The 23,933-nt window shown below is 54.5% G+C and carries 18 protein-coding genes; 5 read left to right on the top strand and 13 right to left on the bottom strand.

Annotation, left to right across the window (positions count from 1 at the left end; translation table 11 throughout):
• The first annotated feature begins 181 nt into the window (after positions 1-181).
• Both GN111_RS18205 and GN111_RS18200 read left to right on the top strand, forming a co-directional pair.
• Positions 182-2,452 carry a nucleotidyl cyclase domain-containing protein gene (locus GN111_RS18205; protein WP_155305114.1) on the top strand — a complete coding sequence of 757 codons (2,271 nt, stop codon included), beginning with the start codon at positions 182-184 and terminating at the stop codon, positions 2,450-2,452.
• A gap of 143 nt (positions 2,453-2,595) precedes the next feature.
• Positions 2,596-3,954: an ISNCY family transposase gene (locus GN111_RS18200; RefSeq protein WP_155302183.1), complete on the top strand. Its 1,359-nt coding sequence runs from the start codon at positions 2,596-2,598 to the stop codon at positions 3,952-3,954.
• Between the two features lie 202 nt (positions 3,955-4,156).
• Here the strand turns inward: GN111_RS18200 and GN111_RS18195 are convergent, their stop codons facing one another.
• Positions 4,157-4,576, bottom strand: coding sequence for a cyclic nucleotide-binding domain-containing protein (locus GN111_RS18195; protein ID WP_170302360.1), 420 nt, complete (start codon positions 4,574-4,576; stop codon positions 4,157-4,159).
• 111 nt (positions 4,577-4,687) lie between these two features.
• Here GN111_RS18195 and GN111_RS18190 point away from each other — a divergent pair, with 111 nt between their 5' ends.
• The gene (locus GN111_RS18190; RefSeq protein ID WP_155305112.1) at positions 4,688-4,873 is read left to right on the top strand and encodes a hypothetical protein; all 186 of its coding nucleotides are present in this window, start codon (positions 4,688-4,690) and stop codon (positions 4,871-4,873) included.
• A gap of 188 nt (positions 4,874-5,061) precedes the next feature.
• Here GN111_RS18190 and GN111_RS18185 read toward each other — a convergent pair whose 3' ends face one another.
• The 7 genes from GN111_RS18185 to GN111_RS18155 form a co-directional block, all read right to left on the bottom strand.
• On the bottom strand, positions 5,062-7,623 hold the full coding sequence (locus tag GN111_RS18185) for a PAS domain-containing hybrid sensor histidine kinase/response regulator (RefSeq protein WP_170302359.1): 2,562 nt from the start codon (positions 7,621-7,623) through the stop codon (positions 5,062-5,064).
• 73 nt (positions 7,624-7,696) lie between these two features.
• A complete protein-coding gene (locus GN111_RS18180) occupies positions 7,697-7,921 on the bottom strand; it encodes a sulfurtransferase TusA family protein (RefSeq protein ID WP_155305110.1) in 225 nt (74 codons plus the stop codon).
• 112 nt (positions 7,922-8,033) lie between these two features.
• Entirely contained in the window at positions 8,034-9,419 is a 1,386-nt protein-coding gene (locus tag GN111_RS18175) for a Ni/Fe hydrogenase subunit alpha (protein ID WP_155305109.1), read from the bottom strand.
• Positions 9,416-10,387 carry an NADH-quinone oxidoreductase subunit B family protein gene (locus GN111_RS18170; RefSeq protein WP_155305108.1) on the bottom strand — a complete coding sequence of 324 codons (972 nt, stop codon included), beginning with the start codon at positions 10,385-10,387 and terminating at the stop codon, positions 9,416-9,418. Before GN111_RS18170 ends, GN111_RS18175 begins: the two co-directional genes overlap by 4 nt.
• Entirely contained in the window at positions 10,384-10,809 is a 426-nt protein-coding gene (locus tag GN111_RS18165; protein WP_155305107.1) for a hydrogenase iron-sulfur subunit, read from the bottom strand. The genes GN111_RS18170 and GN111_RS18165 overlap by 4 nt, the downstream gene beginning before the upstream one ends.
• 5 nt (positions 10,810-10,814) lie before the next feature.
• Positions 10,815-12,800, bottom strand: a complete 1,986-nt coding sequence (locus GN111_RS18160) for a CoB--CoM heterodisulfide reductase iron-sulfur subunit A family protein (RefSeq protein WP_155305106.1) — start codon at positions 12,798-12,800, stop codon at positions 10,815-10,817.
• Entirely contained in the window at positions 12,797-14,353 is a 1,557-nt protein-coding gene (locus GN111_RS18155) for an OmpA family protein (protein WP_170302358.1), read from the bottom strand. Before GN111_RS18155 ends, GN111_RS18160 begins: the two co-directional genes overlap by 4 nt.
• 364 nt (positions 14,354-14,717) lie before the next feature.
• Here GN111_RS18155 and GN111_RS18150 point away from each other — a divergent pair, with 364 nt between their 5' ends.
• Both GN111_RS18150 and GN111_RS18145 read left to right on the top strand, forming a co-directional pair.
• Positions 14,718-15,860, top strand: a complete 1,143-nt coding sequence (locus GN111_RS18150; protein WP_231715487.1) for an MFS transporter — start codon at positions 14,718-14,720, stop codon at positions 15,858-15,860.
• Between the two features lie 32 nt (positions 15,861-15,892).
• Positions 15,893-16,087, top strand: coding sequence for an FmdB family zinc ribbon protein (locus GN111_RS18145; protein ID WP_155305104.1), 195 nt, complete (start codon positions 15,893-15,895; stop codon positions 16,085-16,087).
• 365 nt (positions 16,088-16,452) lie between these two features.
• Here GN111_RS18145 and GN111_RS18140 read toward each other — a convergent pair whose 3' ends face one another.
• The 5 genes from GN111_RS18140 to GN111_RS18120 form a co-directional block, all read right to left on the bottom strand.
• Positions 16,453-16,833 carry a hypothetical protein gene (locus tag GN111_RS18140; RefSeq protein ID WP_155305103.1) on the bottom strand — a complete coding sequence of 127 codons (381 nt, stop codon included), beginning with the start codon at positions 16,831-16,833 and terminating at the stop codon, positions 16,453-16,455.
• 633 nt (positions 16,834-17,466) lie between these two features.
• Positions 17,467-18,561, bottom strand: a complete 1,095-nt coding sequence (locus tag GN111_RS18135) for a choloylglycine hydrolase family protein (RefSeq protein ID WP_155304456.1) — start codon at positions 18,559-18,561, stop codon at positions 17,467-17,469.
• Positions 18,562-18,976: 415 nt separating this feature from the next.
• Positions 18,977-20,389 carry an SWIM zinc finger family protein gene (locus tag GN111_RS18130; protein ID WP_155305102.1) on the bottom strand — a complete coding sequence of 471 codons (1,413 nt, stop codon included), beginning with the start codon at positions 20,387-20,389 and terminating at the stop codon, positions 18,977-18,979.
• A gap of 13 nt (positions 20,390-20,402) precedes the next feature.
• Positions 20,403-23,105 carry a DEAD/DEAH box helicase gene (locus tag GN111_RS18125; RefSeq protein ID WP_231715486.1) on the bottom strand — a complete coding sequence of 901 codons (2,703 nt, stop codon included), beginning with the start codon at positions 23,103-23,105 and terminating at the stop codon, positions 20,403-20,405.
• The gene (locus tag GN111_RS18120) at positions 23,102-23,821 is read right to left on the bottom strand and encodes an acyltransferase (RefSeq protein ID WP_155305101.1); all 720 of its coding nucleotides are present in this window, start codon (positions 23,819-23,821) and stop codon (positions 23,102-23,104) included. The genes GN111_RS18125 and GN111_RS18120 overlap by 4 nt, the downstream gene beginning before the upstream one ends.
• Positions 23,822-23,933: the final 112 nt, after the last annotated feature.

Raw genomic sequence — 23,933 nt, 5'->3', positions numbered from 1 at the left:
AGCCCTGACCGTTTGTGGCCCCGGGCAGCCGGTTTAAGCTATGGACACCACACGTGCCAAATGGTAAAGGTAACAAAGGGTTGATACGATACTCTTCCTTTGTTAACAGCGGACGGAACGCACAGGAATGCTCGATTTCTTTAAATACCAACCCAGGATGCCCGGGCTCAGGTTTTTCCCCATGGCGTCTTACGCCACCGATTTGTCGATGGATCGTCTGGTTCTGGGAGTCGACAACATCCGCTGCGATGTCCGTTTAAGCCCCTCCTTTCGCAATGCCACGGCCAAGCTGGCTGCCCTGCTCATCGAGCGCGAAACCGGTATATGGACCATCCCCGAGAAGAAACGACAAAGCGCTTTGGCCAGAGAGCAGGAGAACTACCGTCAGCAATACGGGCAGGTCATGACCGATGCCATCAACAAAGCCCGGGCTGCCAAAGAGATGCAGGTCGATTTTCTTGCACAGATTGCTGTTCTCAGAATGGTTCATGAAGAGATTCGCGAACAATACGACGTTCTGATCGGACACTGCAAATCCACGATTCGACGCTCCGATATGGCCAATAATAACGATCCCAAAGAGTCTCTTAAGCTCAAGGATAATTTGGCCCATGTTCTCCAGAGCCGGGAGACGGTGCAGCAAAAAGTGGGACTTGAACTTTGCGAATACTTCAGGGAGATTCGTGAAACCGAAATCCGTGAGATGAGAGAAGCGGTGTTCGGCCAGGATCTGCCGTTTCTTTTCGACCTGCTCGCCAATCCCATCATCCATAGGGATAATCCTTTCAACGATTATTTCATGATCGAAGAGTATGACCTCTGCCTGGGGAGGCGGGTAGAAGATCCTGATCGCTACGAAATGATGGTCAGCCTCATGCGCAGCATCTTCGCCTTCCTCGAAATGGAGGATACCGCTGCCATTAGTTGGTCCTTGGATCGCAGACGGCGGGAGATCATGGCCGCCGAGGTGGAGACCAAGGACAGCGACAAGCAGTTTCAGATGGAACGTATCGACGGATGGGTCAGATGCCCGGAGAACATCGATCTGCTTTTGAACAGAAAGCTGGCCAAAGAGCAATACCGGGAGTTGAAACGAGAAAAAGCGGAACGTAAAACTCTGCGGGATTTTCGGATACGCATGAAGCACCAGCGCCTTCTGATGGGCTATTTTTTCCGCCAGTTCTCTCGAACCGGTCTGTTGGAAAGAATTACAGCCTCATATGAAATGCAGTCCCTGTATCGCGACTATTGCCCACCGTTGGTTCCTCAGCAAATCCTGCAATATCTGATTGCCCCCAAGAGCCGAAAGATGGTGAGAAATCGGCTCAAGCGCCTCAAAAAACTGTACGACAAGAGTTTTCGCCTATGGCCGCTCAATCGTAAGGTCGTTCAGATGGAGCGCATGGGCAAGCGCCAGAAAAAAGCCTATCTGGTGCGTTTTCTGCGGGCATTTTGCCGCTATCACCGCGATTTTTACTGTTTCAAGATTTACCGGGATGCGGCTGAGCGCATCAATCTGGTGACCGATAAAAAAATCCTGGCGCTTTCCAAGGCCAACCATACCCTTTACGAGTTTTTACTGCCCCACGAACAGGAGATGGGCGAAAAACCCATCATGAACCACACCATTATCAAGGCCGACCTGCGTGGATCGACGGACATCACCCATCAGATGAATGATCGCGGGCTGAATCCGGCTTCCTATTTCAGCCTTAACTTTTTCGATCCCATCACCGAAATCCTGTCCGAGTACGATGCTCACAAGGTATTTATCGAAGGAGATGCCATCATCCTGTCGATTTTCGAACGTGTGGAAACACCCAGCGGCTGGTACAGTGTGGCACGGGCCTGCGGCATGGCCATCAACATGCTGATGATTATCAACCGGTACAACAAGAAGAGCCAGGAGTATCAACTGCCGGTTCTGGAACTGGGAATCGGCATATGTCATCGGGCGGACGCCCCCACATTTCTTTTCGACGGGGACAACCGCATCATGATTTCTCCGGCCATCAACCTGGCGGATCGCCTTTCCGGTTGCAGCAAATCCGTACGACGCATCATCCGGAAGAACATCAGCCCATTTAACCTGTTTGTCTTCCAGGGCGTTTCAGACCAGGAGATCAAAAAGACCGCCGACGATTTGTTGTTGCGATACAATGTGAACGGCATTGAATTGAACGAGGCCGGTTTCCGTAAACTGGCACAGGAGATCGACCTGAAGCAGTTTAAAGGGGATATCCCGGACCTCAAGCTGGAAAAGGTGAGTCTGTTCACGGGAAAATTTCCGACCAAATCAGGCCGCTATCAACGCCTGGTGCTGCGTGAGGCCGACGTGCCGGCGGTCAATCCCGAGGACCTCAGCCAGATTCGGTTTACCCATCGCAAATACTACGAAGTCTGTACCAGTCCCAAACTCTACAAGGCGACCCAGCATCTGATACGGAGCTAACTAGTGCTCATCCACAGGAATAACTACCTGTAATAAATAAGAAACGCGCATTTTGTAGTGGTTTTTCTCTTCTCTTTGTAGTATATTGAAAGTCGCCAAACAACCAATATCACTACAAAAGAAAGAAAGGAGCCGATCACAAAATGCGCGAAAAATGGCAAAAACAGATGCCCCTGATGCCTCAGATCAAAGACCACGCCCAAGCAAAAGAACTTACAGCTATCAGTGGTATCATCGATGCTCACCCTATCATCTGTGATCGCGTTCTTCAAGATTTGAACAAGGGCAAGCTGGTGGCCTATCGAACTGGGGCTGACGGCATGAGCGCCGACCAGGTACTGCGTTGTGCTATCGTCAAAATCCTTTTCGGTTTTACGTATGATGAACTGGCATTTCATATTGTCGATTCGCAGGCATTGAGTTGGTTCTGCCGGATCGGTATCGCCGACAAGGGATACAAAAAATCCGCCCTGAACAAAAATATCAAAGGCATATCGGACGCCACCTGGGAACTGATCAATGCGGATCTTTTGGGATATGCGAAGCAAAAGGGCATTGAAAAGGGCCGACAGGTCCGGGTCGATTGCACGTGCGTTGAAACTCACATCCATCATCCCACCGACTCCAACCTGCTGTGGGATGGTGTTCGCGTGTTGACGAGGCTGCTGAAGCGCTTCCGGGATGAATCGGGGATCACAGTTCCTGACTTCCATAACCATACCCGTGTTGCCAAACGACGGATGCTGGCGGTGATGAATGCCAAACGGAAAAACAAGCGTAAGGTTGCCTATGTGGACCTGCTCAAAACCAGTCGCAAAGTGGTTGGGTACGCTCATAAGGCAGTCGCTGCGATCAATGCCGGTGCGACCTGCGACCCGCTGGTCATGACGATTGGCTTCCAGATCGAACATTTTGTCGATCTGACCCGCAGGGTGATCCACCAGACCGAACGCCGGGTTCTTCATGGAGAAACGGTCGATGCCAAAGACAAAGTAGTATCGTTGTTCGAGCCACATACCGATATCATCGTCAAGGATAGGCGCGATACGCTGTTTGGTCACAAAATCTGTCTGACCGGAGGCGCGTCGAACCTTATTTTGGACTGTGTCATCACCGAAGGCAATCCGGCCGACGCCGACCTGACGATACCGATGCTTGAGCGGCAAAAACAAATTTATGGCCGCTATCCCCTCAAGGCCAGCTTCGACGGCGGTTTTGCATCCAAGGAAAACTTGAAGCGAGCCCAATCGCGTAAGATCAAAGACGTCTGCTTTGCCAAGAAACGAGGTCTATCTGAAACCGACATGTGCCGCAGCCAATATGTGTATCGTCGATTGCGCCGCTTTCGAGCGGGTATTGAATCCGGTATCTCCTGGCTGAAGCGTTGCCTTGGCCTGACCCGCTGTACCTGGAAAGGATGGGACTCGTTTAAATCCTATGTTTGGTCTTCGATTGTGGCCGCCAACCTGCTGACCATCGCCAGGGGAAAAACAGCCACTTGAGACCTTAATCGATTCCGCATCGTGAAAACTGGTTGAACAAGTGCGCTTGCATTAAGCCGATTTCGGTAAATTAGCCACAAACCGATGTAGCGATGGTGAGAAAAATCCTGCCGAGGATTTTACCACTCTATTTTTTTTGCGACTCGGCTCTGAAAATTACCATTTATGGATCGACACTAACTAATCCTATTCATAATCGTTTTCAAGCGATGCTCGGATAAAGGGAGACCAGCCGATTCCCAAGCATCTGGGCAACGCGCTGAAAAAGGGCCGATCCTTCAGTTGGGTACCTGTCCAGAATTTCATGGAATTTTTTCCGTTCGATTTGCTGGAGGGTCGTGTTTTCCAGGCATTGTGCCGTGGCGGTCATCGTCTCCCTTCCGGTGAGGCTGGACCAGCCGACGATTTCTCCCGGTTGATAGGCCACGTAAACCTCCCGAGATTTCTCTCCCAGCGTGAGTTGCAGGCGTCCTTTGACCAGGACGTAAAAAGAATCGGCAGAATCTCCTTCCTTGAACACCGTCTGCTTTTCTTCAAGGCTTACCTTCGTGCTGATGTCCATGACTTCTTTGACAAAATTTTTGTCCATTCCCCAGAAAAGATCTCCTTGTTTAAGATACATGGTTGGGCCTCCTTTCTCCTGCGATGGCATGGCGAAATGGGGCTTTGGTCCGGATTCAGAAAACCAAAGCGACCCGTTCGGGCCGTCCGGTGGAAAAATGGACGGCAATTTATGTGCAACAACGACGAATCAACGATGGGTGCGTTCAGCGTCCACAATGCGGCTGGAATAGGTGGTATGGGTGCTGCCTTGTATATGCCGGGGGTGCGAATGGGCGACGGCTATCGGTTGAACGACAACGGTCAAGTTTTGGGTGCAAAAATGGGCGGTAAAACGAAAAAGTCGGTCAGCGTCTAAACGAAACAGCTTTCTTTTACTTATAAGCATAGTCCAGTAATGGAGGCCAAGTCAATGAAAAGGCGTTGGTGCCGTCGCAATCGACAATAATCGACGGCATTCTCTCGATTTCTGGGGCATGGGGGCTGTCCCATTCCATGCACGATTGTCTCCAGATTGGCTTTGGCCTGCTTCAGAGCGGCGGTCTTTCAACCGGCAATCGTCCGCTTAATCGCCCGCCCGATCTTTTCAATGGTGTAGGGTTTTTTGAGATATTCACGAACGCCCAACCGGTTCAGAGATTTTACCCGTTCAGTTTCCGAATAACCGCTGGCAATCACCGCTTTCTGGCCGGGGAAGACGGCTGCCATGCGGCGATAGGTTTCCAACCCGTCGATACCCGGTGCCATGATCATATCCAGCAAGACGACATCCACCGGATGGTCGTGGATATAATCGACGGCCTTTTCTCCACTGGCAACCGCGGCGACATGGTAGCCCAGCCGCTTCAGGATGGCAGAGGCGATATGGCGTTGTTCGTCAACATCGTCCACCACCAGAATTCGTTCTCCGTTACCCATGATGGAATCCAGAGAGGCCTTCTCATGCCCTGCGGCCTCGAAATCCCGATTGATCGGGAGGTAGATGGTGAAGGTGGTTCCTTCATTCTCGACGCTGGCGATGTCGATATATCCTTTGTGGTCCTTCACCGTCCCCCATACAACGGCCATTCCCAAGCCGGTACCGCTTCTGCCCATGACTTTTTTTGTGTAAAACGGCTCAAAGATCTGTTGCCTGTCTTGAGGGGAAATGCCGATACCCGTGTCTGAAACCGTAAGGACGGCGTACTCTCCTTCGGTCACATCGTCGTAAGTACCAAGCGGTCGGTCTACATAACGGTTTTCTGTCGTTATGGTGACTTTCCCGCCCTCGGGCATGGCTTCGGCGGCATTGGATACCAGATTCATGACTGTTTTTGAAAGATGCACGGGGGAACCGGCGATGGTCAGCAGATTGCCGGTGAGTCGGCTTTCAACGGTTACCCTTGGATGGAACGAACAGAGCTTGGCAAATTCCGGACTGTTGAGATATTCCGTCACTACTCGATTGAGATCGACCGCCGTCATGGTGGCCACACCCCGCCGGGCCAGGGTAAGCAGATCCTGAACTACGGCCGTAGCCCTTTGGCCGGATTTTTGGATCGTTTCGATGGGGCCTTTGAGCGGACTGTCGTCGGGCAGATCCAGCAGCAGCAGTTCAGGATAGCTGACGATGCCGGAAAGGATGTTGTTCAGGTCATGGGCCACACCGCCGGCCAGCGTGCCAATGGCTTCCATCTTCCTGGAACGCTCCAATTTTTCGGCCATTTTGCGCCGTTCCGCTTCGGCATGTTTGCGGTCGGTCATATCCTTAACAGTGCCGATGATCACGACCCGATCCTTGTAGTTGATGACGCCGACATTGACGATGGCGTAAATTCGGGTAACGCCATCCTTGTGCAGCCAGCGGAATTCGTAATTGCGGACCACATCCTCACCCGCCTGTCTCCGGCGATGGCGATCCGCCACCAGGTCCCTGTCTTCGGGGGCAACCGTTTTGAGGTACTCCATGCCGATCATTTCCGGCACCGTATACCCGGTCATGCGGGCCATGGCCTCGTTGACAAAAAGAAAACGTTCGTTTTCGATAAGAATGACCCCGTCCTGGATGTTGTCGATGAGGGTTCGGTACTTCTCTTCGGATTCCTCCAGGATTTCCTGTGCCTGTGCCTGCCGGGTGATGTCTGAATAGGTCACGAAATGCTTGCCGTCCGCCATTACGGCAGTTTGAAAACTGATGATTTTCCGGCTTCCGTCCTTACAGCGAACCTCCAGCGTCAGGGGGTGAACTTTGCCGGTCCTGGTGGTTTTTCTGCTATCGGTCTTCCACTTGGCGATTATTTTTTCCCGATAGGCCCGATCCGGGTAGGCTTTTTCGAACCAGACGGTCTTGTCGGGAATGTCTTCGATCGTGTATCCGAATATTTTCGAAAACGTGCGGTTGACGAACGCGAAAGTCAAATCCGGGTTCATAATGGTGATGCCGGTAGGCGCATTTTCCGCCAGCGTTCGAAAGCGCTCTTCGCTGACCCTCAGATCGCGGGTCACTTTGTGCCGGCTGTCGATCTCCTTTTTTACGCCGATGATCATGCGATTGGTGACATCCTTGAGCGACTCGAGCAACTCGACGGTCGATTCTCCCTGAACCCGGGCGCTCAGATCTCCTTTGCCGACCCGGTGAAGGACATCGAAATGCTCGGCCAGACCCATGGCGAATTCGTGGGTCATATCGATCATCTCGCCCATGTTTTCGGCCGTCCGGTTGACCATCTGCTTGAGTTTGGAGATCAGTTCGAGGCTGGAATGTTCATCGAGGCGGACCAGGGGATCACCGACAGCCATCTTTTTCAAGGCCTCGAACACCTCGGAAAGACCGATGGCCATTTCCATGCTGATCGATTCGAGTTCCTGATCCCGTTCGTAAAGCATTTCCCGGTTTTCGCGAAACTGCCGGGTCATCGCGGCGCAAGTTTCCTCCATGGCCTCCGGGGTCATGTTTTTTCTAAAAACCGGACATTGAAGACAGATCTCCGCCTTGGATAAAAACTCCTTTTGGACCGTATTGTGGCAATGGGTGCCTTCAATCAGCCAGCAGAATTTATCGGCGTTATATGCCGGACACTCGGTATCCTGGCATGCGAGAAGCGTTTTGCATTTGGTTTGGAGGCTCATTAGACTGCTATTCGTTGTTGACATCCAGAAATCAGTTCACAGGAATTATCGACGCTAACTCGCTTGCCGGATGTCAAAACAGGATTTGAATGCGTTTTTTTCCGCACCCCTCATCCTGGATGGACAGAAAGGTTTTGTTCAAGCGTTGGCACCATACCCGTACGTCCCGTTCGAAGGTCGGGCAATCGCCAACCACTTCAAGAATATCTTCAGGATTCATCTCGGTCGCTTTGACGGCAATTTTTAAAACCGGTTGCGGACATTTCATGCCGACCATGTCCATAATCTCTAAAGCCATCGACGATTCCCCTTGTGCGTAAATGGATGGTTAAATGGTTGTGTTCTGGAGATCTGCTCGATTCGGCCAACCGCTGCTTTTCGCCGGGCCGCTATCCTGCAGGTTCTCGGTTTCAATGGGTGGCGCAGGCCAGGCAGGGATCATAGGCGCGATAGGCCATCTCCACCATGTTTAAAATGGTATCGGTTACCTTGCCTTTAACAATAAGTGCACGGGCGGCTTTTTCAACGGAAAGGCCAATGGCACCTGCATTGTTTTGCGTGGCCACCACCAGGTTGAGTTGCTTTACAATGGCCCGGGCATCGGTTCGATAGTGGTGAATCAAAGTCCCCCGAGGGGCTTCGCATATCCCCACGCCCGAAGAGGGAGCCCGCATCGGAAGATTGCGGACATGTGGGTCGGTGAGTTCGGGACGTGCGGCCAGTTCCACCATCCGTTCCGCGGCGTACAATACTTCGATCAGGCGTGCCCAGTGATAGAGCAGGGTGTTGTGGGCCGGCTTTTGGCCGACGGCCTTGTATAAACGCTCGTATTCCCGTTGCGCCAGGGGCGTGGCCATGCCGGCGGCGGCGTTCAGCCGCGCCAGAGGCCCCACGCGGTACATTCCGTTTTCCGGGCCGTCCTTGTATCCTTTCCAGCCCAACGCTTTCAGGTATAGGATTTTCATGTAGCTGCCGCTGACAACCCGTTCCCGCAGGTGCTCCAGATAGGCTTCGGCGGGAAAGCGGGCGAAGGCTTTGCCATCGGGCGCGACGATTTTCAGATCGCCGTCGTAAAAATTGATCCGGTCTTGTTCGTCCACCATGCCCATATAATAGGTCCGCAGCGAAAAGACCGAACTGCGGGCCATTTTTCTGAAGCGGTCGTTCTTCAACACCTTTTCATGGAAGAGGGGCAGCAGATCCCGGGCAAATGCCAACGCCTCTGCCGCGGTTTCGGCGATGGCGGTGCGGGCCTCCCGGCTGACCGGTTTTGCCACCCCCCCGGGCAGACCGCAGACCGGATAAAGTGCGCTGCCGCCGAGCAGGGCGTTGAGCGCCCTGACTTTTTTGCGGATTTGGATGGCCCTTTTGCCCACGGCATCGCCTACGGTCTTAAGAACACCGAATATATTCCTTTCGAACTTGCGGGCATCGCCGTTTACCAGAATGTCGGGGCCGCCCAGATAAAAAAAGTGCAGCAGATGGTCTTCGAAGACGAAGGCCGTGTGCATGAGTTCGCGTATGATCCGGGCGGCCGGCGGCGGATCTACTGCAAAGAGGGCATCCAGCGCTTTTACACCGGCGATGTGATGGGCCGTGGGGCATACTCCGCAGATTTTCTGGGTCAACGTGGGCATTTCCTCGGCAGCGCGCCCTTCGCAGAATTTTTCGAACCCTTTGAACTCGGGCACCTGAAAAAAGGATCGGGCGACGTTGCCGGCCTCATCCAGGCGGATATCGATGCGGCCGTGGCCTTCCAACCGGGTGACCGGGTCGATGCGGATGCGGCGGGTCATCGGTCTGGTCCTTGGCCGAGGATGGATGCGGCCAGTGAATAGCGATAGATCAACCCCGTTGGATCGGCGATGCTGTCCACCAGCCGGGCCAGCGTCGCTTCATCTTCTCCGGCCATCATCGAGGCAATCAGGGCCATGGCGCCGGCACCGAAATCGTTCATCCGCTCCGTGGGGCCGAAGCATCCACGGCAGGGCATGTTGGCCTGGATGCAGCGGGCATCGCAGCCGCCCCGTGTCACCGGCCCCATACAGAGCAGCCCCTGGGGCAGAAAACAGATTTCCGGGTCCCAGTGCGTGTCGTAAAGCCGCCGGAAACGTGTGATTTCAATCTTGTCCGGTTTGGAATCCAGGCGCGGGCACTGGCGGCAAAGGGCCGTGCGGTGGGCGAAGACCGTTCCCGGCTCCGGAAGTCGACCATGGATGACATCCGTGATCGCCTGGGCCATGGTTTCCGGCGGCGGCGGGCAGCCGGGGATATAAGCATCCACGGTCACGACCCGATCGAGCGGTTTGACCGCCGGCAGCAATGCGGCCAGCGCCGGCTCTTCTTGCCCGTCTCCCGGGTCCGTTTCCGGCAGCGGCGCTGAGGGATCGTCCATGCTAGGTACCTGGCGGCAGGCGCATTCCAGCAGTTGGTGGGAGTCGAATAGATTGGCCAGGCCGATGATGCCGCCCAGATGGGCGCAGGTCCCATGGGCGACGATCCGTTTGGATTTTCTGCGCAGAAGCCTTACAAAACGGACATGCTCGTCAAGCCGAATGGCGCCGTTGATGAAGGTGGTGTCGATATCGCCGTCGTTCAACGCCTCGACATCCTCGAAGCGGGCGTCCAGGGCGATGGGCCAGAATACGATGTCCGCCTTATCGGCCACCGACAACAGCTCCTCGGCCATGTCGATGACCGACTCCTCGCAGCCGCCGCAGCCGGCGCACCAGTAAAAAGCGATTTTGGGTTTGCGATGCATCATTGGTGTTCGTTTCCCGGCGTCTGGGTTGCCGGTCCCAGCTGTTCGATCGTATCCACCATTTCCCGGGCCACCCGGGCATATCGCTTCCCGTCGCCGGCGGAAACCCAATCCAACCGAAGGCGCCGCGGGTCGATTCGGGTCGGCTTCAACACCGCACGCAGCAACGCCATGCGTTTCATGGCGTTAAGATTGCCCTTTTTGTAATGGCAGTCCCCCGGCTGGCAGCCCAGCACCATCACGCCCTGGGCACCGGCTTCAAAGGCGTTGAGAACCATCCCGGAATCCACCTGGCCGCTGCACATGACCCGGACTTCGACTACTGCGGAAGGAATTTCCAGCCGGGCCCGGCCGGCGGCGTCGGCGCCGTCATAGGCGCACCAGTTGCACAAAAAAGCGACGATTTTGGGTTTATACATCCCCATGGAAATCAAATTCCATTGGATTTCAGCAATCCGACAAGTTCTCCGTTAAGCGCCTCCCGGGAATAATGGCGCAATTCGATCGCACCGCTCGGGCAGGCTGCAACGCAAATGCCGCATCCCCGACAGCAGGCCTCGTCTACGGCCATACAGGCCCCTTCCGTGTCCATATCGAGGGCTCCGAAGGGGCAAAGGGCGGCGCAAGTCCGGCAGCCGGAGCAGCGTTCCGGATCTACAACGGCAATGATCGGTTCGAGGGTGATTTTGCCGCCCGGCACCAGTTTTTGTAGAATTCTGCCCGCGGCCGCCTGGCCTTGGGCCACGGAAGAGGGGATGTCCGCAGGACCTTGGCAGCATCCGGCCAGGTAGATCCCCTCCCGGGTGGCGGCCACCGGGTCGGTCACCGAATGGGCCGAACCGAAAAAACCGTCTTCATCGAGGGCCACGTCAAAAATTTGTGCCGTCTGCGCGGCATCTGCCCGCGGCTCCATGGCCGTAGCCAGGACAACCATCTGGACTTCTACATGGCGGTCGCTCCCTTTGGCACGGGTGGGTGCAATGCTTATGCGGTCTCCCTCGGCACGAATCTGGATGCCGTCGGGTCGATCCAGCCGATGGAATTCGATGCCGTCCACGGCGGCGGTCTTGTCAAACAAGCGTTGTGCATTTTTTCCGGGAAGGCAGAGGTCGGCATAAAAATGGTGAATGGCCGCGGTGGGAAGCTGATTGCGAACCTGCAGGGCCTGCTTGAAGGCCGTCATGCAACAGATGCCCGAGCAGTATGGATTGAATTCCCCGGTTCGCGATCCCACGCAGTGAATAAAGGCCACCGAATCGGGTTCCCGGCCGTCCGCCATAAGGATTTTTCCCTCGGTGGGGCCGGCGGTGTTCACCAGACGTTCGAAGGCGAAAGCGGTAATGACATTGTCCCTTTTCCCGTAGCCGTAGCCCTGGCTGCGGGCGGCATCGAATCCCTGAAATCCTGTGGCCAGCACCACCATGCCGGCCGTTACCTCCCGGACCGTATCGGCGGCCTCGTAATCGATGGCTTCGAAGGGGCAGGCCGCCTGGCAGGCGCTGCACGACTCGTCCCGGTAGCGCAAGCAGTTGACCGGATCGATGGTTGCGATGTGGGGCAGTGCCCCGGGATAGGGGATGTAGATCGCCTTGCGGGTGTCTATCCCGACATTAAATTCGTTGGGCACCTGGACCGGGCAGACCTCGAGACAGGCGGCACAGCCGATACAGCGTTCGGGGTGGACCCGCAGGGCCGCCTGCTTTATTGTAGCCTTGAAATTTCCCGGCCTGCCGCGAACGGCCAGGACTTCGCTGGACGTAAGCACCGTGATGCGGTCGTCATGCAGGACCTCGTCCAGATCCGGTTCCAACAGGCAGGCCGCGCAATTGGCGTCCGGGAACAGGTCTTCGTACAGGGCCGCCATACCGCCAATGCAGGGGGATCGTTCCACAAGAAAGACCTGCCGGTCATTCTGGGACAGGGTTCGCGCCGCAGCAATGCCGGCCACGCCGGCACCGACGACCAGAACATCGGGGCAGCAGTCGATTTCCCGGATGGGGATGGGGCGATGGTGCCGCAGTCGATATAGAGCGCCGCGCAGCAACCGTTTGGCTTTGGCGGTGGCCTGATCGCGGTCATGAATGACCCAAGCACACTGTTCCCGGATATTGACCGTCTGCATCATGAACGGGTTGCGGCCGGCCGCTTCCAGAATCCTCCGAAAGGTTTTTTCATGTTCTCCGGGGGAGCAGGCGGCAAATACTGCATGGGAAATGTCGTGATCCCGAATCAGGGTTGGGATTCGGTCCCGACCTTCCGGAGCGCACACCAGCGGCACCCGTTCAACGTGTACAACATGTTCGATCTGTCCGGCAAAACGCACCAATTCCGGGATGTCGATGGCATCCTTGATATTGGGCCCGCATTCGCAAACGAATACACCGATGCGGGGCATCGATCCCCATCGTTCCCTCATATGGGGCTGACCTGGGGAATGATCAGGATGTCGATACGGCGGTTGATGGCCCTGCCTTCTGCCGTGGCGTTGGAGGCCAGGGGGCGTTCGGAGCCGTAGCCCACGGCCGATATGCCGTCCGGAGGCAGCGTCTGGTTGGCGATCATGTATTCGCGAACCGCTTCGGCGCGCTGCTGGGAAAGCATCATGTTGATCTCGTTGGAGCCGGTGGTGTCGGTATGCCCTTCAACAATGACCCGCGGTTCGTCGAAGGTGCGGATCGCTTTCTGTACCTTGCTGAGCAGGGCGTAGTTCTCGGGCATGATCACGCTTTTCCCCACCGGAAAGCGCATGGCCTTGAGCCGGATCACCAGCTGGTTTTCCTGCTTGTAGACCTCGGCTTCTTCCGGTTCGAAGTAGTTGCGCACGGTGGCGTAGAGCTGATTGAACTTGCGCTCGGCGGCCAGGCGCTGCTCGACGGCCATGCGTTCTCTGGCCAACCGTTCTTTGGCCATCCGGTCTTCACGGGTTTGGCCTTCCAGGGTGGCCAGACGCACGTTGAGGGCATCGATTTTGGCCTGATAGTCAGCCTTGAGCGCTTCCATATCCGCCTGCAGGGTTTGATTTTTTTCCGCCATGAAGGCGCGGTCGCTTTTCAGGGAATCCACCGAACCGACGATGTTGGCCAGCTGGGTCGAATAGGGCTGGTCGCGCATATCCTGGGCGCCAAGGGACTCCGAGATGGTGTGCAGGTGGTTTTCCACAATCATAGCGATTTCCTCGGGCTTCATTTCGGCCACGCGGTTGCACAGTTCGTTTACCACCACCAGTCGGTTGGCCTTGAACAGAGCCTCTTTGGCCATGGCGTGCATCTCTTCCTTGGCATAGGGATTGGCCGAAATGAAGGCGTCGGTGGCGTTGAGCTGTTCCACGGCCTGGCTGTGAGAAAGGGGGGCCATCTTGCGGGCGCCTTCGGATTCCGCCCGGCTGATCAGCGCGCGGACCTCGCCGATGGTCTCTTCCTTGATGGCCCGGACTTCCAGTTCCCGGAACCGGTCGATCACCTTGTCGCGATTTTTCTGGGCATAGCTGACGTTGTCCCGTTCAATGGCGCGGGTCAGGCCCAAAAAATCGTTTTCCACCCGCTGGTACTCTTTTTCGAACTTGATCGCGCCTGCGTTGCGGGCCATTTCCCGGGCCTTGATGGTCTCGGTCAGGGTGGTACGCGAGATGGCGGCGATCTCCCGCGCTTTTTCAAGTTGGGCGCGGGATTCGGCCACGGATTCGCGAATGTCGGCGATCTCGTTGCCGGCCTCCAGATCCTTCCGGGCACTGAAAAAAGCGCCTTCCGCCTTTTTAAACGTATCTGGAGCCAGGATGTTGAGCTGATCCATGCGGGCTTGGGAAATTTCGCTGCTGAGCCGATTGACCAGTTCCACCGGATTGTCCATGACGGCAGCGGTTTTCCCGGCGGTTACTCCGGTCCCGGCAACCTGGGACTGAACGCAGCCGACTACCCCCAACGCAATCAGCAGCAGGCCGATCAGGGCCAGACGATTCAGTTTCGTGTTCATCTTTTCCTCCTTGAAGGCAACAATGGTTTTATTGGATTGAGTCTGTAGGAACGGATGGCATCTATCGGCCATCTTCAGTGGAAATAATGCGCGTTTTATTCAATGATGTCAACAATTCAGCGTGTCGGGCGCAGGGCAACCGCCTTGGGAATACGTATTGTTGGTCTGGTGTAGCTTAGAGGAGTGGCTCATCCGCGCCCGGTTAGGAAAGGCGAGGACAAACCACGCCTCTGCATTTTTGCAACACACGGAAAAGCGGTTTCGGACTCCGTTGCAGTCACCCTGCAGCTGCATTGAAAAGGCATTGCCTTTTATGCCACAAGGGTTATGATATTTATCCTTTGACTTCTTCCGGGGTTTACCATTGGGGACGCTCAACGAAAAAATTGTCATCCGAATCCAGTATTTCCTCTATTTCGGGGCCATGGGGGTATTTTTACCCTATTTCAACCTCTACTGCCTCGACATCGGTTTTTCAGGATTCCAGATCGGAAGCCTTTCCGCCGTGCGCGCCGCCGTACTGATCATTTTTTCGCTGCTTTGGGGGCTTCTGGCAGATCGAAAGGGACTCAGGCGGCCCATTTATGTCCTGTGCAGTTTTGCCAGCACAATTTTATGGACCCTATTTCTCTTTACGACCGATTTTGTCTGGATGCTGGTCATTACCGTGATCTACGGGGCTTTTTACGCGCCTATTATCAGTTTTCTCGAAGCCTTTGCCATGGATGTGCTGGGCAAAACCAAACGCCGCTATGGCCAGACCCGGGCCTGGGGGTCCGTGGCCTTTATTGCCGTAGTCATGGCACTGGGGAAACTGATCGAAAATTACAGCGTGAGCATCGTCATTGCCCTGATGCTGGTCCTGTCGGCGTCCCAGGCCCTGGCCTCAACCGTCATGCCCCGGATCGAGGGCCGGCGGCAGGCGCAGTCCCACGATGCCAAGACGCTTTTTTCTTCCCATTCGGTGGTTTTTCTCGTGTGCGCCTTTCTCATGCTGGTGAGCCATGGCGCCTACTACGGTTTCTTCTCCATTCACCTGGCCCAGTTGGGACATGGCGGCAGCTTCATCGGCCTGTGCTGGGCACTGGCATCCACGGCGGAAGTGGTGGTGATGATCAACTCCGCCCGCCTGTTCGCCCGCTTGTCGTTCAAAAGGGTGCTGGTCATCTCTTTTGCGGCTGCCGTCGTTCGCTGGGGAATTTTATTTGTCGCCGAGTCGGCAATTCTCATTCTGGCCAGTCAACTGCTGCACGCGATCACTTACGGCGCCTTTCACATGGCCGGCATCTTGTACATGGACGAATTGGCCCCTGCCGAAGAGAAAACCCTGGGCCAGGCCTTGAACAATGCCGTTACCTACGGCCTGGGGCTCACGGTGGGCTTCTTCGTCAGCGGCGCCCTGTATGAATCCGGCAGCAGCGCCGACCTGTTTTTGGCTAGCGCCCTGATTGCCGCCGCCGGCGGAGCGCTGTTTTATGGGTTTCACCGCCTGGCACCCGCCAGGTGAACCGGATTGACAAGCTTTTAGGAGGCCTTCCCATGCCCACCGCCCAATGCCGCTGCCAGGCCTGCGGCCATACCTTTGTGCATCTCACATTTAAAGGCGATGACACGCCTGCGGTATGCCCCAAGTGTAAAAGCCGGGACGTCGAATCCAAGGCGGATCAGGAGGGCTTCATGGCCGGTCCGGGATTGGGTTCGCGCATCGCCGAGGCTCCCAAGGGGCCTTCCTGAGCTGGGTGAATCTGGACGGCGGTCTGCCGTCATCGTGATCAATTGACGATCTAAAGCGTTTCGCCAGTGATTGTTTTCAATCCGGATGGACAGATTCAAACAGGTTAGACAGTTCTGATGATTACCGACCTTTGAATAGCCAGTTGGAATATGGCGACAAGTCCAAGTTGTGGGTAGGTATTGCTATTTGTATCGGTGCTTTGATCGATTTCAGGTTCACGGCATTTGGATATCTGCAATCGGGGCCGATTTGAGCTAAGTTGGAAGTACCAACACCTGCAACCGGCACTACCTATAAATAAGGGGCGGAACTCCGCCCCTAAAATATCTCTTGTTCCATTTTTAAAAAGTCAATATCTTTTTCTTTAATTAGAAACTCGCGTGGCAACGCCTTTACATGTTTTTCCCTCAAATGGTACATGACTTATAACATTTAATGTATTGCCTTTAAGCACACCATATGCAAATGAAGGAGTCCAATTGTTACTTTCAACTCCGGGGCAACTCATGGAGATATTATTTCCATCTATAACTCCACCGCAGATTTCATCAGGAGTAGGTTCTTCGTTTTCTGTTTGAAAAAAATCTCCATCTTGAGTGATAATAACCTTAAAATATTCACCTTCATTACCATAATCATCGCTGCAATACATTGTTCCTTCCCATGTACCATTGAGATCCGCTGCACCAGCATTACTGGCTACAATCAACAAAAAAATAGCAATTAGGGCGTATAATAGTTTCATTTTTCCATCCTCCTTTTTGGGGTTTAACAGCGACTATTATATTCTAAATTCTTTATGCTGTACTAAGATGAAATAACAGTCTGTTGGAAGCGGGAGGATCTTCATCAACTAAGCACATGCTACACACTGGTGATGTGATAGCATTGAGAGCAATAATAAGCTGTGCTTATGACATGCAAAAATTGTGCGGATTCGTTTAAATAGAAATACATTATCATTTCAAAAGGTTGTTTGTCTTAATTATTTTTACATATGAAATTATGTAATTATATTCTGAAATTTTGGGAAATTTTTACCACAAAAAGTAACGATATTTATGCATTATTAACTTGTGATCAGTAAATGGATACATGGAGATCCGGCCAACCCCGAAAACGTGTATCTCCATCTATCTGACAAATTTGTTACTTTTTGAGCATAGCCAGAACGAACCAGCAAATTAGCGGTTTGGGAATACGGTATTGTAACCTGCACCGGGGGGTGAAACGATTTCAGGAAAACGGAATGTGGATATCTGTCGTTGCTCCAAACTGGCTTTTGGGGAGGTATCTGGATTCAAAACTTAAGAGGCCTGTTTCTCGTCACAGATCTATTCCTACACCAACTCAGCTTTAGATTTTCAGGAAGCTACTTTCACTTGAATTTCGTGGAAATATATTCGATCGGCTGCTTAGAATCCATCTCTATGATTTTTACCTTTCCGCCAGCCCCAGCCAACGCCTCGCGCACGTCAACACTCCGAATTGACTGGTCGTTATATGTCCTGAATGCCCAGCGAATGTTCTTCAAGTCGGATGCGCTCGTCCAAACGGTGTAGTCATAGTGAACTTCGTCCCCGTGCACGTCGCGCACTGCGCCTACCGGAATGTCGAAGGCGTTCATGATGTGAAACACCTGCTGTAAGGTTTCCTGTGCCGTCGGCAGCTTTTTTGCGAACTGAGAGTACGCAACTGCACGCACAAACCGTGACGGCGGCGAGAAGTCACCTGGGATTCCGCGCAGACCAGTGCCTTGGCCAAACTGAGTCAGCTTAATTTTGCCTATTTCGACAGGCGGCACGTTGGTAGCGGTCAAATTGATGTAGTTTCGAAGATTGGTGATGTGCCAGTCAAAGGTTGGAGAATTGGACATCGCACCAATGGGATTGTCATAGATCTTCATGGTTTTGTCCACTGGTTCGATCACTACTGAGGCTCCGGTGCTGTCATGCAGGATAAAGTGGCCGGGGAAGCTTTCACCACCGATCTCCTTTATTGGATTCGGAACCAAGACGGCTTTGTCGAAGTTGGCCTTAACTTCCTCGACACTGGCGAAGTTTGCGAGAATCCAAGCGCCGTAATCCTCCGGCGCGAGAGCCCGAGAAGCATTTTTCGGATCTGGATCGGCATAGCTTGCGTAGCCGGGAAAATAAAATCCGCCAATGTAAAGTCCTTTCTCGTTGACGCCGTCTACGATCACCTTCATGCCGAGAATGTTGGCACCGACCATTCCATATTTGGACGTGTAGCTCATGCCTTGGGACTTATCGGCAAGGGAACTCGTCAGCTTTGTGCCAGCTGGTACCACGACAACGTTAGACTGAACGTCGAAACCGAACTCCATCGTTCGGCCGACAACCACACCGCCGTCCTCTGCAACAAGACGGATTCCGGTGCATGCGTTTACTGAGGGATTCTGGATACCGGTCAGCATAACTGCGACAATTAAAAGTATTACTTTAGATTTCATTCTCTTTTCCTTGTTTTCGAGGTGGCAGGCTCGACTAAGCAATCTTTTCCTAAGCTACCGGGTTATTATGCAGAGCCGGATATCATTACATTTGTGATGTTAAACAGAAATATGGGAGATCTCATCGGAATATAGATAAATTGAGATTACCTTGCGTCGGACAGCCCTGTCAAATGTTGTGATAGACGGCCTTCAGGAAGCCTTCCGGTTTTTTCGCGAAAATCAAGATACGTAAATGGATACATGGCGTTCCGGCCAAGTTCGAAAACATGCGATTGCCAAAAGTTATTTGCCAGCAGCGTAGGTACGAACCTCATAGAGCTAAACACCTATTTCCCGATACGTTATCAGGTCCTGGATGCGATGATGATTTGAGCAGGCTCGGTAGTACCAGTCATTTTATAGACTTGTGCTTTTACCGAACGGTACTATAGACCCCCCGTCCGATCCTACGAACCTTTCCTGAACTGAACAGGCGGAAAACAATATTGCGCAGTTTTTTCTCTTCGAAACCCGATTGGACTTTGAGGGCAGGTACGGTAATGCCGCCGGGATGGGACTCGATGATTTCGAGAACGGCCGCGGTTGCATTGGCCGCATTCTTCCCGCGGCGTTTGGCAGGCGGTCCATACAGCCCGCGGGAAATCCGCCGGATTTTTCCGGTTTTCATCAGACGGGCGATAACCGGGCGAACGGCAGCCGGTGAAAGGCCGGTCGTTTCGGCAACTTGAGGGGGCCGGATGCCTTCGGAGGCGGCCTTGATAACGCTTAAAACGACCTTCCCGTGGTCTCCTGGGACCACCGGTTCCTGTTTGGCCGCATAAATCCCCCGTGAAATCTTTCGGATGCTCCCTTTATAGTAGGCCTGAAACAGGATGTTGCGGATTTTAACGATATCGATACCGCTTTTGGCGTGCAAACCCGGTGCGCCGATGCCGTTCTTCTCACGCTTAATCAGATCCAGAATCAAGGCCTTGTCGTCGACCGCAGCCGGCTTTTTCGCAATCCGCCGTTTGGCGGGCTTGGCTTTCTTGGCTGGCCGCACCTTTTTGGCCGTCGGTTCAGGTGATGCCCCGGACGCCGCTTTTTCGAAATCGGGCATCGTATCCATATCGATGCCGAAAACCGCACCTAAATCCTCTTCGGCAACCATCGGCGGGGTGCTCTTTTCGGCTTGCCGGATGTATTTCACCGCGGCATCATCGACGGTTTTGGCAATCAGGTCCTCCAGGTTGGCCTTGCGCAGAACGAAAAACAGCGACGGATCCTCGTCCAACCGGGCACCGATACCGTAGAGCACGGCGGCCACATGCTTGCACATGTAAGCCCAATCCGGACAACTGCACGAAAATTGGATCTCCTTGGGAGTGGGGAAGAGGCCGTGGCCCTTTTGCATGAAAAGGTGAGAAAGATCCCGGGGGAATTTTCCGTCGAGAAGATCCTGCAGCGAATCCAACTGGTCGGCACAGGCGGCGGCGATTTTTTCCCAGTTGGATTTTTTTAGGGCCTGGATCCCTATTTCGACTGAATAGGGTTTGTTTGCCGATCCCTGTACCAGGGCTTTGACCGATCCGGGCCGGATGCCAAGGTCGAGGACCGCCATGTGGCGCACGTAGCTGCGTCCGCGCCCGATGCGATTGCTGTAATCGGCATAGCGTTCGAGATTCTCGTTCCAGGACTTGCCCCACCAGGTTTTTGCCAGGCTGCGACCTTCGAGGATGACCGGTGCAAGGTTCGGGTTTTTCTTTTTCAACTGGCGGATTTTCTTCTCGGCCCGCGCCCTTTTCTCGGCGACGGAGACATAGCGGGGAAATCTGAAATAGCTCATAACGGGTATTGTCCTATCGTTCGGGCAGCGACAAGCGGAACATTTCCATGACCTTCTCGTTGTCCATCTCCGTGATCCAGTCCTCTCTGCCGGCGGCAATGACATCCGCCGACAACTGTTGTTTGTCTTCGATCATCGAATCGATTTTTTCCTCGATCGTGCCGTTGGCGATAAACTTGTGGACGAGCACTTTCTTTTTCTGGCCGATGCGAAAGGCCCGGTCGGTGGCCTGGTTTTCGACCGCCGGATTCCACCAGCGATCGAAATGAATCACATGATTGGCGCGGGTCAGATTCAACCCCACGCCTCCGGCTTTGAGGGAGAGCACCATGAAAGGCACATAGTTTTCTCCCTGAAATTCGTCGATCACCGCTTTTCTTTTCTTTACCGGAACGCCCCCGTGCAGAAACACGCCCTGACGATGAAAAACCTCTGCCAGAAAAAGGCAAAGCGGGTCAATGATTTCCTTGAATTGGGTAAAAATGAGGACGCGCTCTCTTTTTTCGCGAATGGTGCGGCAGACTTCACGCAGCCGGCCGAACTTGCCGGATTCCGCTTCTCCATAGCCATTGCCGCCCAGGTACTGATCCGGATGGTTGCAAAGCTGCTTGAATTTCAACAATGCGGACAGAATCAACCCCTTTCGCTGCATGCCGTCCTTTTCCTCAAGGTTTTTCGCCAGATTGCCCACCAGTTGTTTATACAGCACGACCTGCTTGGCGGACAGGTCGGTGTAGGTTTTCATCTCCACCTTGGCCGGAAGGTCCCGGATCACCTGTTTGTCGGTCTTCAGCCGTCTGAGAATATAGGGGCGGATCAATTGGCGCAGGATGCCGTAGCGGGAGCGGTCCCGGTCCAGGGTTTTGGCAAAGCGTTTGAACTCCGCTGCCGAACCCAGCAGTCCCGGATTGATGAAATCGAACAGGGACCAAAGGTCGGACAGACGGTTTTCGATGGGCGTTCCCGTCAGAATCAACCGGTTTTGAGCGTTGTATTGTTTGAGGGTGCGGGTCTGTTTGGTCCCCGGATTCTTGATGGCCTGGGCCTCGTCCAGGATCAGGTAATACCATGCGTGGTTTTTTAAAAATTCGTAGCGGCCCGCCAGGGCATAGGTCGTGATGACGAAGTCGTGCTTTTCGATCAGGCTTGTGTCCGCCCGGTCCAATTCTCCTTTGGGATGCATGCCGGGATGGGCAACCAGAAAATTCAGGGTCGGGTAGAAACGGTTGATCTCCGCGATCCAGTTGGACAGAAGGGATGCGGGGATCACCAGCAAACTGGCCGGTCTTGCCGTCTCGGATCGATTTTTGGCCCCATAGATCCAATTCAAAAGAGCCAACACCTGGATGGTTTTGCCCAGCCCCATATCGTCGGCCAGGCAGGCGCCCAGACGCAGGGAGTGCAGCAAACCGAGCCAGTTCAATCCGACCTGCTGGTAGTCACGCAAGGTGGCCTTGAAGGCTTTGCCCGGCCGAAGGGCTTTTATGGCCTGCGGCTCTCGCAGTTGGCCCATGACCTTGGACAGCCATTGACCATGGGACACGGAGAGGATTTCGGGCCCGGCCGCCTCTGTCCCCAGCATTTTTTCCGGATTCATCTGCAGCCGCATGGCATCCAGCCATGAAAGCCCGTCTATGGCCATTTTTTCGGCCTTTTCATGGGCCGCCAGAACCGTCTTAAGCTTTTCCGGGTCTACCGCCACCCATCTGTTTTTGATGAAAGCCAACCCTTCGGACTGGTCTAAAAGCCGTTGAATCTCTTCTTCGGAAAGCGGTTCGCCGTCCAGCAGCAATCCGGCCTTGAACGACAACAGCGCCTCCATGCCCACGAAAGAGGGTTTTCGGGCGCCGAACTGCAGATCAAGGGAGATCCGCGGGGCGCCGGTTTTCCACCAGTTGGGGATCCGGCAGAGAATGCCGGCCGCTTCGAAGATGGGGATATCCTTTAAAAAGCGATAGGCCTGTTCGGACGACCAGGCCAGGGGCTGAAAGATGCCGCCGGAGGAAAGCATCTGTCCCAGAACAGTCGATGTTTTGGCCGCTTCATGGACAGTGGCCAGCAGGTCCAGCAGCTTGGCCCGGTTGCCGGCAAACTCCTGCAGCGCATATTTCAGCGGTACATGTTTGGAGACGCCTTGCTTGTTCAGGCGGGTGGAATAGGTGGCCAGAAAGGCGAATGGAATGGCGGCGTCCTTGTTTTCCACCATATGGAAGAAGATGCGGCCCACCAGATGGGACTTGGGGCTGTATTTTCTGACGAAATCGGCCACCGTTCCGTCGTGGCCTTGGATGGCGGATCGCCAGGCGCCATGCAGCCGGTCCCAGAACCGCACCAGCAGGTCCGCACTTAAATAGTCCAGCCCGGTCATCATGGGTGCACGGTCCAACCAGCCTTCGATATCGGCCGCCGCGAATTCCAGATCGATTTTGTCGCGCAGGTCCTCGAGGTCCGGGGTGCCGATCAGTTGACGGGTGAACTGCGTTGCCAGCTCCCGCCAATAAGAAACGGAAGGGGAAAGAGGGATCTTTTTATCGGTAAAACCGAGCTTGAGCAGCCAGCTGTCACCGGCCGTCTCAAAGTGTCGAAACAGTTCTTCCTGGAGAATCTGGCGGCTTTTGCCGAAGGCTTCTTCGGCCGGCTCCCATTCCAACTGCAACACCCCTTCCGGCATGATGACGGCGATCAGGTTGGGCGCGTCGGTCTTGCGGGGCATCATTCCCCCTTGGCGGGAAAGAGCAGGTGGCGCAGCCAGCCGAAGATGGTGTTGCCTTGCAGCATGGCCTGTTCCCAGGCCATGAACTCCCTGGCGAGGCGGGCCGGATCGGAGAAAAACTCGGCGCGGGTGGTGAAGGTCTCCGCAGGATCCAGTTGCTTGACCACCCGGGCCGGGTTGCCGGCGGCCACGCAATTGGCCGGGACCGAATCCACCACGATGGCCCCGGCGCCCACGATGCTGTTCTCGCCAATGGTCACCCCTTTGCAAATGATGGCGCTGTCTCCGATCCAGGCATTTTTTTCGATGGTTACCGGTTGGGCGTTTCCGAAGGAGAGGCGGTTGTAAATGCCGTGCCAGTCCGAGTCGGTGATGTAGGCCCCGTTGGCGATCATGCAGTTGTCGCCCACGGTGATGCCCGCGGCACTGGAAATGCGCACCCCCGGACAGACCAGACAGTAGTTGCCGATGGTAATGTGACCTTCACCGGGCCTGTCCGGCCACACCGACAGGCGGATCTTTTTGTCCGGCGTGGCGATGACCGTGGCGAAGTTACCGATGGCAATGGGTGCGCCGAACAGCTCCACATGCCAGGGCCGCATGAAGGTAAATCCACTGCCCAAAGTCTCCAACTGGGGGCGCAGGAAGTGGTTGGCGTAGAATTTTTGGAACTTCAGATATGCTTTTTTGATGACGTAGGGGCGATGGTCTTTAATCATGACGATTCCGTGAAAAGTGGGAGGGTCGTCATGCCGGGCTCGATCCGGCATCCAGAATCATTTGAAATTACTGGATTCCGGCCTGCGCCGGAATGACGAAAAGATGAGAATT

Origin of the sequence: Desulfosarcina widdelii (assembly GCF_009688965.1) — a bacterium.
Taxonomy (GTDB): domain Bacteria; phylum Desulfobacterota; class Desulfobacteria; order Desulfobacterales; family Desulfosarcinaceae; genus Desulfosarcina; species Desulfosarcina widdelii.
Note: the sequence above shows the minus strand (reverse complement) of the source record. Positions and strands in the feature narration are given on the sequence as shown.